Genomic DNA, 11561 nt, shown 5'->3' on the forward strand with positions numbered 1-11561 from the left:
GTGATGAGCGGACAAGCTCGTTGGTTCCTGCCCTTCCTGGTGCTAATCCTTATGGTCGCTGGCTGTTCCTATGAGGAACAGTCTGCTTCCGGGGAGATGCCGGAGATGATCAAAGTGAAACTTGACGTTCCAGAGAAGGCTGCTCTTCATAAACCAACACGGTTGCAGGTGAAGCTTACACAGGGAGATGCACCGTTAAGCCATGCCGATCATGTGCAATTCCAGATCTGGAATGAGCTTGATGATCCGCCTTCTGTATCTCCGGAACAAGGTATGATGACAGCCGACGAACTGGAGAATCAGGGGGCTATTACTGCTACTGAGGCAGAGGAAGGGCTGTATGAAATCCAGCATACCTTTGAAGAACCAGGCACGTATGTGGTACAGGTTCATGTTACACACGGAGCTATGCATAGCATGCCCAGAGCAAGAATTGTAGCGGAATGAAGCAGCAGGCGGGTACCAAGGGTCTGGTTCAGGGTTAGCAATAGGTTTATAATATTAATGGTATGAAGAATGTTGTAGGAAAAGAGGGTGTTATGGCAACTATTCATGATGTTGCACTCAGGGCAGGAGTTTCTGTAACTACCGTCTCGCGTGTATTAAACAACCGGGGATATATCAGTCAGAAGACTCGGGACAAAGTGTATCAAACCATGGACGAACTGAATTATCGACCCAATGAAATTGCCCGTTCTCTTCTGCGTAAACAATCCAATGTGATAGGTTTGATTATTCCCGATGTATCCCATCCGTTTTTTGGAGAACTGGCTAGCTATGTTGAGTATCATGCTTACCAGAATGGATTTAAAATTATGTTATGCAATTCCCACATGGACCCTTCCAAAGAGCGTGAATATGTGGAAATGCTCAAGGGTAATCGCGTGGATGGCATTATTATGGGAAGTCATACACTGGAAGTTGATGAGTATATGAATCTGCATTCCCCAATCGTGACCTTTGATCGTAAGATCGGTGAAGACATCCCGTTTATCTCATCTGATAACTATCAGGGAGGGGTTATGGCTGCTGAATTGCTGCTCGCGAAGAACAGAAGACATTTGGCACATATCTGCGGTAATTTGGAATTGCAAATGCTGTCCAATCGCCGGACGACAGGTTTCGTTGATACCTTGCAGGCTCATGGCGTCAAACCGGTCATGATTCATGAAACCGATCTGAATGTGTTTGATCAGCATCAGTATACGGAATTGGTGGATAAGCTGCTTGCACAACACCCCGAGGTGGATGGGCTCTTTGTGACGAGTGATCTGATGGCGGTGCATGCGCTGAAGCAGATCGTGTTAGGTGGGCGCAAAGTGCCCGATGATATCGCTATTATAGGTTATGATGACAGTCGTGCGGCATCGTACACGGTGCCTGGTATTACAACGATCAGGCAGCCGGTGGAGGCTATGGCCAAGCTAGCGATCGATCTGATTCGACGCCAACTCGCGGAAGAGGAGATCGGGATGGAGCATATTTTGCCGGTTACCATCGTGGAGAGAGAGACGACCTGATACAGGTCGTTTTTTCATATTCGTCCTTTTGCAACGGAAAAATCAAGCCACGTTATTTTTTTTAAAATAGTATGTCAAACGATTGACATGTCAAACCTTTGACATTATAATTCGATTTGTAAGCGTTTCCTTTTAAACTATTGATCGGGGGACATAACAAGATGAAAAGAGAACAGAGATGGATGAAATTATCGGTATTGTCTTTGATTATGATGCTTGTATTGTCGGCATGTGGAAGTAAAGCAGCAACGGAGTCCAACTCCTCCTCAGAGGGAAGCAGCAGTGAGAGTGTCAAAATCACGATGCTCAATTCCAAGTCGGAAATTAACAGTCAGCTGGAGCAAGCGGCTAAAGACTTCCATGCCGAAAATCCAAATATCACACTTGAAATTGTACCTGTAGGCAGTGGACAGTCTCCGTTTGAAAAAGCGTCTGCCTTGTATGCCTCCGGTAGCCCTACAACGATGATGATGCTGGATACAGGGGATGTCGAGAAATTCAAGGATCGTGTTCTGGATCTCACATCCGAGTCTTGGATGAAGGATGCTGTGGAGAACAGCACAGCGGCTACAACGTTTGATGGCAAAAATTATGCCTTCCCTTTCTCTATTGAAGGATATGGATTCATCTATAACCAGAATGTTCTGGATCAGGCGGTAGGGGGAACATTCGATCCAAATTCTGTACAGACCACTGCACAGCTTGATGAGCTGTTCCAAAAGATCGCTGCTACTGGAAAATCACCTCTGATTGTATCACCGATGGATTGGTCGCTTGGTGCGCATTATCTGGGGCTTGCATATGGTGGGCAGTCATCGGACCGTGCGAAGGTGGATCAATTCATTACTGATCTGAAGGCTGGTCAAGTGGACCTCGCTTCCAATGCCGTGTTTAATGGCTTGTTGGATACATTTGATCTGATGAAAACTTACAATATTGACAAGGCATCTCCACTGTCCGGAACCTATGAGCGTGGACCTGAGGTGCTTGGTAAGGGGGAGGTTGGCATCTGGTTCCAGGGCAACTGGGCATGGCCGCAAATTTCAAGCTTTGATACAGCAGATGGAAAATATGGCTTCCTCCCGGTACCTGTGAGCAATAACCCGGATGATTTTGGTAATACGCAAATCTCTGCTGCCGTATCCAAACGAATATTGCTGGATAAGGAAAAGAGCACACCAGCACAGCAGGAAGCAGCGAAGAAATTTCTGGATTGGATCGTTTATAACGAAAAAGGTCAGGATTTCCTGGTGAATCAAGCCAGCATTATTCCGGCATTCAGCAACATTACACTGGAGCCAACCGATCCACTTGGCAAATCCATTAGCGAATACATCAAGGCAGGCAAAATCGAAGAATCAATGAGTACACTTCCTGCGGATCACTGGTCCAAATTGGGTGCATCCATGCAGAAATATTTGGCTGACGTCATTGACCGTGCCGGACTTGCCAGTGAAATTCAGGCATACTGGAGCAACGTGAAATAAAGAATCTTAGCCCTGTGCATCACATAGAGAGAAACTTGCGGTACGCCGGAGATGATGAACGGACAGCTTCCACACGAGGTCTATCCGACATGTTTTCGGCTTAACCGCCACGCTAATCATTTGGACAGAGTGGAGGATGACAATGCTGACCGAAAAAGGATTATGGACACGTCTGCGCACTCGCCTGATCTTCACTGGCCCGACATTATTTGCGTTTGCTACAGTGATGATTATTCCGTTTTTGTATGGTATTTATTTGACGTTTACGAACTGGGACGGTATTGCAGTCGATCAAAATTTTGTTGGTTGGGATAATTACATCGGAGTGTTCAAGGACACGGTGTTCTGGAAATCGTTCGGGATGACGCTGGAGTACGTATTTATTACGGTTGTGCTGACCAATGCTTTAGCCTTTTTGCTGGCTTACGTAGTAACCAGGGGAATGAAGGCACAGGGCTGGTTTCGGGCCGGATTTTTCCTGCCGAATCTGGTGGGCGGAATTGTGCTTGGTTTCATCTGGCAGTTTATCTTTAATCAGGTACTGGTCTTTGCAGGACAGAAAATGAACCTTACTCTGTTTTCCACCTCCTGGCTGGCTGACCCGGACAAGGCGTTCTGGGCACTCATTGTGGTGACCGTCTGGCAGTATGCGGGTTATATGATGGTGATCTACATTGCTGGACTTATGAATGTGCCGAAGGATGTTATGGAAGCAGCCAGCATTGATGGGGCAAGTAACCGCAAAATGCTGGCGCGAATCGTATTGCCGCTGATGGTTCCTTCGTTTATTGTATGCATCTTTTTGTCATTGCAGCGGGGATTCATGGTATACGATCTGAACGTCTCCCTGACCAGTGGCGGGCCCTTCAAGAGCACAGAGATGGTATCCATGCATGTGTATGAGCAGGCCTTTCTTGCTCGTGACTACGGATTGGGTCAGGCAGAAGCCTTTGTTCTGTTTATTCTTGTAGCCGCCATTACATTGCTCCAGGTCTATTTCAGCAAAAAACTGGAGGTCGAGGCATGATGGCTGGACAATCGCGCATTCTCAACTGGATGAAGTTTAGTGCATTAATCGTTGTGATGATTTTGTTTGTATTTCCTTTTGTACTTCTGATCGTCAATTCGTTCAAGGCTAATCAGGCAATTACCTCCGATCCGCTGGGGTTGCCAAGCTCCTTTCAATTCGATAATTACGTCAATGCGTTTGACAAAATGGGATATGTATCTGCCTTCAGCAATTCGTTGCTTATTACCATTGCAGGTGTATTACTGATTGCTCTTTTTGCGGCGATGACAGCCCATTACTTTGTTCGTCACAAAAGCAAGCTGAATCAGTATCTCTTTTTCCTGATGGTAGCTGCGATGATTATTCCGTTCCAGGCCATTATGATTCCACTGGTTAAAATATACGGCTCGCTTAGCCTGCTGGATAACAAGTGGTCTTTGATCTACATGTATATTGGCTTTGGCAGTCCGCTCGCTGTATTTATCTACCATGGCTTTATCAAAAGTATTCCCCTGGAGCTTGAAGAAGCGGCTCTAATGGATGGTTGCGGCAGAGTGCAGACCTTTTTCCGTATCGTACTGCCGGTGTTACTGCCAACAACCGTAACGATTAGCGTGCTGAATGTATTGTGGATATGGAATGATTTTTTGCTGCCTTCCCTGGTGCTGACTTCATCCGAGCAGCGAACGCTGCCACTATCCACGTTTTATTTTTATGGGACATACACCGTGGACTACGGTCCATTGATGGCTGGTCTGGTGTTGACCCTGCTGCCTGTCCTTATCGTTTATCTGTTTGCGCAGAAGTACATTATTCAGGGGGTCATGCAAGGGGCAATCAAATAAGTTCAGTCGGGTGATATAGAGAGAGACAGGAGTGAAGGACATATGAACCAGGAACGATACGAGAAGCAGGATATAGACACAAGGCAAGAGACAGATCTTGGACTGACGAGTTCTTCGACTCAAACAAAGGAGAGTTATACACTCGCCCGGGCCAACGCATATATCAAGGCGCATCGACATCAGGTTGATCCAACCTATCGAATGGCCTATCATTTGATGCCAGAGGTGGGCTGGATGAATGATCCCAACGGCTTCATATACTTCGGTGGGATGTATCATATGTTCTATCAGCATTATCCCTACGAACCGGTATGGGGGCCGATGCACTGGGGCCATGCGGTGAGCCGTGATTTGGTTACGTGGTCTTATCTGCCTGTTGCCCTGGCACCCGATCAGAGCTACGACAGTGGAGGCTGCTTCTCTGGAAGTGCAATCGTGCAGGATGGCAAGTTGGTGCTGATGTACACGGGACATGTCGTGACTGGACCCGACAAGGATAACGATTACTTGCAGACACAGAATATCGCTGTCTCGGACAATGGAATTGATTTTGTCAAAAGTGCGATGAATCCGGTCATTCGGCTAGATCAAATCCCAGAGCATACCAGTCCGAAGGACTTCCGTGATCCAAAAGTGTTTGAACGAAACGGTGTGTACTATTGCGTCCTTGGATCGAATGATGCTGCGGGCAAAGGTGTCATTCTGTTATACCGTTCAACAGACTTGCTGGATTGGAGTTATGTCAACATTATGGCCAAGAGTGACGGGACGCTTGGTGACAATTGGGAATGTCCAGATCTGTTCACACTGGATGGCCGAGATGTGCTGATCATGTCTCCGCAGCGCATGCCTGCACAGGGAGATAACTATCGCAACTTGCATTCGACCGTTTATATGATGGGAACGCTGGATGAAGACCAAGGTGTGCTGAAGTACGAGCAGTACGTTCCGCTGGACTGTGGCTTCGACTTTTACGCACCTCAGACGATGGAGGATGCACAGGGACGACGAATCATGGTGGCCTGGATGGATACGTGGGAAACGGAAATCCCGACACAACAGTCCCATGCGTGGGCTGGAGCGATGACTTTGCCGAGACAACTAATTCGTAGGGGAGAACGCTTGATATTCCAGCCGCTTCCCGAATTTAGACAGTACAGGTCGGAAGGCACTGAGCTTTATGGTACACGTTTAAACGATGGCGAACATGATCTTGGAGTCAGCGGAGACCGCTACGAACTATATGCTGTATTTGAAGCGGAACAGGCACAGCACTTCGGTTTGAAGCTGCGCACGGGTGAGGATGAAGAAACGTTGATTTCCTATGATGTAGAGCAGCGTCGTTTATGCTTCAATCGCGAGCAGGCCGGACAAGGGCCGGGCGGAGAACGAGCTGCGACAGTGGAACTGCTTGACGGGAAACTGGAACTTCATATTTTTATGGATGTCAGCTCCGTTGAGGTGTTCATTCAGCAGGGAGAGCAGGTCATGACAGGGCGGATATATCCTGGACCAAACTCGACAGGTATCAAAGCTTTCTCGTCTGGAACGTGTACGTTGACCGAACTTCGCAAATGGGATATACGAATTCCTCGATAAAATCTTTTCTAAAATACAGCCTTGACCTTGAAGTATACTTCAAGGTTTATTCTTTTTTTATCAAGGAATAATGGAGGCTGAAAAATGAGAATTTTAGAATGGATTTTAGTAATCGTGACAGTTATTAGTGCAGTGGTCATGTTGGTTGCTCCCAAACGCCGGGTAGTGGGGGGCGGTACGTTGTTGGCACTGGCGCTGGCTATCCTTTTGCATGGGGTAATAGATCATTTTCGTGTGCAGTTGCTGCCTACCTATATCGTGGTCCTTGTTTTACTGATTGTATTGTCCGTTCAATTATGGAAGTCCGGACGCAATATTCAGAATACACAGAAACAGAAACAGAAACAGAAAGGTCGATCGTGGTTCAAAATCATTTTGGCATCCATTCTGGTGCTGGCTCTTAGTGCAGGTACCATTGTGCTGACTTCGTTTTTCCCTGCATTCACGATGCCCGAATCGACAGGTTCATTTGCCATAGGAACCTTTTCGCAGCAGTTAACGGATGATTCCCGGGAAGAGACCAAATCGGATGAAACGGGAGATAAGCGAGAACTCATGATCAACGTCTGGTATCCTGTAGATCAGGAAACAGCCAAAGGATTGTCGTTAGAGCATTATCCTGCCGAGTTGGGAGAGGCGATCAGCCTGGTATTTGGCATTCCACCAGTGGTATTCAGTTACCTTGACACGATTCCGACGCATGTTGTTAAAGGTGCCGAGGTATCTGCTGCACAGAGCAAGTATCCTGTATTACTATTTTCACCGGGGATACGTTCTACTCGCTTTCAAAGTATGACCGCGATCGAGGAGCTCGTGAGCCACGGCTACATTGTGGTTGGTATCGACCATCCGTATACATCTGCACAAGTTACATTCTCGGATGGCCATGTCGCTTCTTATCAGCCGGACCCTGACTTCCCAACCTCCAAAGAACTATATCAATATAATATAAAAGGGATAGGTATCCGTGCAGAGGATGCAAGCTTTGTACTGGACACGCTCACGCAGTGGAATTCACATGATCCGAATCAATTGCTCGAAGGCAAGCTTGATCTGGATGCTGTCGGTATCTTTGGTCACTCCTACGGCGGTGCAACCACGGCGGAAGCGCTGGCTCAGGATGAGCGTTTCAAAGCAGGACTTAGTTTGGAAGGCGGATTCTGGGGTAAAGTATCCACGGCATCCTTGAAACAGCCGTTTATGTATATCATGTCAGGTGGGACAGCCAAAAGTCTGGACCCGGACGCCACTGCCATGGATAAAGTATTTTATCCCGAGTTTGAGCCTGATCTGGATCGGGTGATGACAAGCAGTCTCAATGACACCTATTATCTGACCGTAGAGAATTTCTTTCATCAAAGCTTTACGGATATTTCGTTAATTTCACCAAAAATGTTTGCCAGAGGCATGACGCCAGAACATAATGTAGATATCACCAGATCATATACGCTGGCCTTCTTTGATCATTATTTGAAGGGGGAGGAGCAACCATTGCTGCAAGGCCCTTCATCCAAATTTCCTGAGGCCACTTATGACACCAAGTATACTAAGCTACGTCACCAAAAAGCGGAATAACCCCGCAGAAGGATGGAGGGTATCTATGGCAACCATGACAAGAGGAATGTTGGCCAAGCGTACCGGTGTGAGTATGGCAACCCTCCGTTATTATGAGGATAACGGGATTCTTCCTGCTCCCCGTCGTTCATCCAATGGATACCGGGTGTATACCGAGGATTATCTGGTTAAGATTAAGTTCATTAAGGATGCCCAGTCGCTGGGCTACTCCTTAAAGGAGATACAAGAGACTCTGCAACTGCTCAGCCAGGAAGACATGGAAAAGGATACATTAAAAACACTCGTCCGTGACCGAATCGCTGATATTCAGAAGCATATTGAGCATCTGGAACAGATGCAGATTCATCTGGCACGACTGTTGCATACACCGGAGGACGATATCGACAATTATATTCAATCGTTCAGGGTGCAAAAGAAAGAGCCGTAAATGCGGCTCTTTTCCTGTTTAGGAGAAAACAGGCATGGACTAACGAGCAGGGAATCGGAAGTTTTAAACGAATACATAGTGAAGTTTGCCAATACATAATGGTGGTTAACGTGATTTCAATATTTCAATAATGAAATTCACACCATAAAAGGAGTAATATTTTCTATGCGAGATTTACAAGGTTTTGTATCCGATTACATCAAAGGAAAGAAACATCTGCATCTTGAGATTGGCATGATTACAAAGGGAGATATCGAATATCATTCATTCGGCAATCCCCAAAAGAAGAGCGCGGCTGCTGCTGAACACAGGTTGTTCGAAATCGGCTCTGTGACCAAACTTTTTACATCTATCCTTCTATTAGAATTGGAACGTCAAGAGCAGCTTTCCACGGATGACACGGTTGGCAAGTACATACACAACGGTAAAAACGATTATTTGAATAAGGTTACCTTAAAAAGTCTTGCGACGCATACCTCTGGATTACCCGGAGTTGCCACAAACCTGTCTTCGAAGAAAAATCGATACAATCCGTACTCGAATTATACGGAGGATGATTTACTTGCTTTTTTATCGGATGCTGACTTTACGGATCAGATGGGTTCATTTGAGTATTCCAATACCGGCGTGGGCTTACTTGGTTATATCCTATGTAAAGTATCAGGCAGTACATATGACGATCTGCTAAAAAAATATATCACAGGTCCATTAAACATGACCGAGACAGCTGTTATGCTGAATGCAGAACAGAATGACAGATTTGTGGATGGACATACGTCAACGGGGAAAAAAATGCCTCACTGGGATTCTGCTGTACATGAGGGGGCAGGGGGGATCAAGTCATCTCTTCACGATATGTGTTTAGTTGTGCAGGCCAATCTGAATGAAGATCATCCTGCAGCCTCTGCAATACAACAAAGTCACACGCCTGTAATGATTGGAGATTCAACTCATCATTACGCCTGGTTTAGTGACAACATCTCAGATCAGAATATTCTTTGGCATAACGGCGGTACATTTGGTTTCAGCAGTTATTTGGCTATAAATAAGGAACAGGGTATAGGCGTTGTATTATTGTCTAATTATTGTTTTGGATCAGCCTCCATTGTGGATGAGTATCTGGACGCGATATTCAAATTTATAACTAAAAAAGACCTTTATCCACTCATGTCGCTGGATCCTGTGGGTAATAAAATACTGGAAGCCATGATGCAGAGATAAACGCAGAAGTGTTATTAGAGTAATGGGAAATGAGGAACAAAATGTAACACCTCTAATAGAGAGTCCCTAAAGATGTACTTCGGGCGCTCTCGGTTGGAGGTTTCTTTTTGTTCTATCTTAATGGTCTCAATCATGACATGCCAGCTTCACCTAGAAAATGGTGCACAATTTCCGTCTGATACTTGATGCGGGTCGCGCGTTTCAGACTCCAGCAGGTCTCCACTGTAACAGAACGGGCTTGTAATAGTCTTGAGGCCGCTGTACGGGCAGATCCCGGCAATTCATGCTGCTTGAGGTTAAAATGACGATCACGAATGGCAATCGATCGATTCATCCGTTCGATAACTCTTCTGCAAGCCGGAATCGTCCGACTGCCGGGATTGGTAATGAGCGTCTGTCCAAGCACTCGCGAACTAAGCTGTGACAGCCCGTTGGCTTCATGCAGATCGAGCCACCAGTCAGCCCGATGTTCACGAGCCAGCTGAAAAACCGCTGCAGCCAGTGGATGCTTGGCCTTGCCTGACATACGACGTGGAAACGTACGATTCAGATCTGGCTTGCCTCTGATTTTTTTTGCGTAGGCTTTCTGGTTCACACGTGGCACAATAATCAGCAGCCCTCGCTGAATGGCGCGGCGACCCGTCGCAATATCATCTGCGAGTTTTTGCGCAGCGGCCATACTCGCCGTTTCATTCCCGTGAACCCCGGATGTAATGAACATTACCGGTCCCGGCATCATACCACGTACGATGAAGTAGGGAGTAGCGTGTGTGCTGGATGCTACAAGGACATGTTTGGTTACAAGCATGACGCTTCACCTCCGTTATTACAGTACGCCATGTCCCTCTTTCATGTAACGGCGTAAGAACAGATCTTCATCCTATTTCCTCACAAAATGGGCCGACTAATACACACGATGAATGATATCTTCAAAATCGGGTTCTTTCATCTCTACATCTTCAATCTCACCCCAGTGCTCCAACTGTTTCAGAATGTCCATTGTGCTCCATTCCTTCCGGTTCACTTCGACGGTGACGATTTGCCCTTCCACTCCAGTAATATGTATCGCGGACGACACAACATCCGGGATATGAAACGCTCCTCGGAACGTTACCCGGATCAGCGTGGGCAGTCCAATCGTTTCGCGAAGTGACGAGATCGTGCCGTCATATGTCAGTTGACCATGGTTAATCACCATGACCCGGCTGCATAACTGCTCAATGTCATCCATATCATGGGTGGTCAGCAAAATCGTTTTGCCAAACGTTTCATTTAATGTACGTAGAAATTGACGAATGTTCCGCTTTGCGTTCACATCCAGTCCAATCGTTGGTTCATCGAGAAAAAGCAGTTCCGGATCGTGCAGCATGGAAGCTGCGAGATCGGCACGCATGCGTTGTCCAAGCGAGAGCTTGCGGACAGGCGTGGCCCAGAACGATTCAAGGTCCAGCAGCTCGGCGAACTGGGACAGCCGTCTCTTTTTGTCCTCGGCACGCACGCCGTACATCTCGGCCAGAATATCATATGAATCTTTCACGGGCAGATCCCACCAGAGCTGGCTGCGCTGTCCAAACACAACGCCGAGTCGACCAACGGTTCTGCGCCTGTCCTGATGCGGATTCATACCGTCAAGCCGTACCTCGCCCGAGGTGGGGTGCAGGATACCTGTCAGCATTTTGATCGTTGTAGATTTGCCGGCCCCGTTTGGACCGATGTAACCTACAAACTCACCGGGGCCGATATCAAAACTGATATCGCGTACCGCTTCCTTGGACACATACTCACGTGAAAATAACGTACGTAGACCTGAGAAACGTCCTTCACGAATAACAGGTGTTTTGAATTCCTTTTGCAGATGCCGTGCTGTGATCATGTTCA

11 protein-coding genes are annotated in these 11561 nt (G+C 46.9%); 9 read left to right on the forward strand and 2 right to left on the reverse strand.

Features of this window, described 5'->3' with window-relative positions; all coding sequences use genetic code 11:
- The first annotated feature begins 3 nt into the window (after window positions 1-3).
- The 9 genes from J7E78_RS20195 (at window position 4) to J7E78_RS20235 (ending at window position 9683) form a co-directional block, all read left to right on the forward strand.
- Window positions 4-447, forward strand: a complete 444-nt coding sequence (locus J7E78_RS20195; RefSeq protein WP_215077922.1) for a FixH family protein — start codon at window positions 4-6, stop codon at window positions 445-447.
- A gap of 92 nt (window positions 448-539) precedes the next feature.
- Window positions 540-1520, forward strand: a complete 981-nt coding sequence (locus J7E78_RS20200) for a LacI family DNA-binding transcriptional regulator (protein ID WP_215077923.1) — start codon at window positions 540-542, stop codon at window positions 1518-1520.
- Between the two features lie 161 nt (window positions 1521-1681).
- The gene (locus J7E78_RS20205; RefSeq protein WP_215077924.1) at window positions 1682-3007 is read left to right on the forward strand and encodes an ABC transporter substrate-binding protein; all 1326 of its coding nucleotides are present in this window, start codon (window positions 1682-1684) and stop codon (window positions 3005-3007) included.
- Between the two features lie 142 nt (window positions 3008-3149).
- The gene (locus J7E78_RS20210; RefSeq protein WP_215077925.1) at window positions 3150-4034 is read left to right on the forward strand and encodes a carbohydrate ABC transporter permease; all 885 of its coding nucleotides are present in this window, start codon (window positions 3150-3152) and stop codon (window positions 4032-4034) included.
- Window positions 4031-4861 (forward strand): carbohydrate ABC transporter permease, encoded by an 831-nt coding sequence (locus J7E78_RS20215; RefSeq protein ID WP_397330600.1) that lies wholly within the window; start codon window positions 4031-4033, stop codon window positions 4859-4861. Before J7E78_RS20210 ends, J7E78_RS20215 begins: the two co-directional genes overlap by 4 nt.
- A gap of 42 nt (window positions 4862-4903) precedes the next feature.
- Window positions 4904-6460 (forward strand): glycoside hydrolase family 32 protein, encoded by a 1557-nt coding sequence (locus J7E78_RS20220; RefSeq protein ID WP_251035160.1) that lies wholly within the window; start codon window positions 4904-4906, stop codon window positions 6458-6460.
- A gap of 84 nt (window positions 6461-6544) precedes the next feature.
- A complete protein-coding gene (locus tag J7E78_RS20225; RefSeq protein WP_215077926.1) occupies window positions 6545-8035 on the forward strand; it encodes an alpha/beta hydrolase family protein in 1491 nt (496 codons plus the stop codon).
- 25 nt (window positions 8036-8060) lie between these two features.
- A complete protein-coding gene (locus J7E78_RS20230; RefSeq protein ID WP_215077927.1) occupies window positions 8061-8462 on the forward strand; it encodes a MerR family transcriptional regulator in 402 nt (133 codons plus the stop codon).
- Between the two features lie 165 nt (window positions 8463-8627).
- Complete coding sequence (locus J7E78_RS20235) at window positions 8628-9683, forward strand: serine hydrolase domain-containing protein (RefSeq protein ID WP_215077928.1); 1056 nt, start codon at window positions 8628-8630, stop codon at window positions 9681-9683.
- Window positions 9684-9813: 130 nt separating this feature from the next.
- On the opposite strand, the gene J7E78_RS20240 is transcribed toward J7E78_RS20235, so the two are convergent.
- Both J7E78_RS20240 and J7E78_RS20245 read right to left on the reverse strand, forming a co-directional pair.
- Complete coding sequence (locus J7E78_RS20240) at window positions 9814-10491, reverse strand: M14 family metallopeptidase (protein WP_215077929.1); 678 nt, start codon at window positions 10489-10491, stop codon at window positions 9814-9816.
- A 96-nt stretch (window positions 10492-10587) separates the two neighbouring features.
- On the reverse strand, window positions 10588-11556 hold the full coding sequence (locus tag J7E78_RS20245) for an ABC transporter ATP-binding protein (RefSeq protein ID WP_215077984.1): 969 nt from the start codon (window positions 11554-11556) through the stop codon (window positions 10588-10590).
- Window positions 11557-11561 lie beyond the last annotated feature (5 nt).

It is taken from the genome of Paenibacillus polymyxa (assembly GCF_018614975.1).
Lineage (GTDB): Bacteria > Bacillota > Bacilli > Paenibacillales > Paenibacillaceae > Paenibacillus > Paenibacillus polymyxa_E.

Bases quoted from the DNA above. Each gene is read 5' to 3' on its own strand.
- J7E78_RS20195 (WP_215077922.1), top strand. From the start codon at position 4: ATGAGCGGACAAGCTCGTTGGTTCCTGCCCTTCCTGGTGCTAATCCTT.
- J7E78_RS20200 (WP_215077923.1), top strand. From the start codon at position 540: ATGGCAACTATTCATGATGTTGCACTCAGGGCAGGAGTTTCTGTAACT.
- J7E78_RS20205 (WP_215077924.1), top strand. From the start codon at position 1,682: ATGAAAAGAGAACAGAGATGGATGAAATTATCGGTATTGTCTTTGATT.
- J7E78_RS20210 (WP_215077925.1), top strand. From the start codon at position 3,150: ATGCTGACCGAAAAAGGATTATGGACACGTCTGCGCACTCGCCTGATC.
- J7E78_RS20215 (WP_397330600.1), top strand. From the start codon at position 4,031: ATGATGGCTGGACAATCGCGCATTCTCAACTGGATGAAGTTTAGTGCA.
- J7E78_RS20220 (WP_251035160.1), top strand. From the start codon at position 4,904: ATGAACCAGGAACGATACGAGAAGCAGGATATAGACACAAGGCAAGAG.
- J7E78_RS20225 (WP_215077926.1), top strand. From the start codon at position 6,545: ATGAGAATTTTAGAATGGATTTTAGTAATCGTGACAGTTATTAGTGCA.
- J7E78_RS20230 (WP_215077927.1), top strand. From the start codon at position 8,061: ATGGCAACCATGACAAGAGGAATGTTGGCCAAGCGTACCGGTGTGAGT.
- J7E78_RS20235 (WP_215077928.1), top strand. From the start codon at position 8,628: ATGCGAGATTTACAAGGTTTTGTATCCGATTACATCAAAGGAAAGAAA.
- J7E78_RS20240 (WP_215077929.1), bottom strand. From the start codon at position 10,491: ATGCTTGTAACCAAACATGTCCTTGTAGCATCCAGCACACACGCTACT.
- J7E78_RS20245 (WP_215077984.1), bottom strand. From the start codon at position 11,556: ATGATCACAGCACGGCATCTGCAAAAGGAATTCAAAACACCTGTTATT.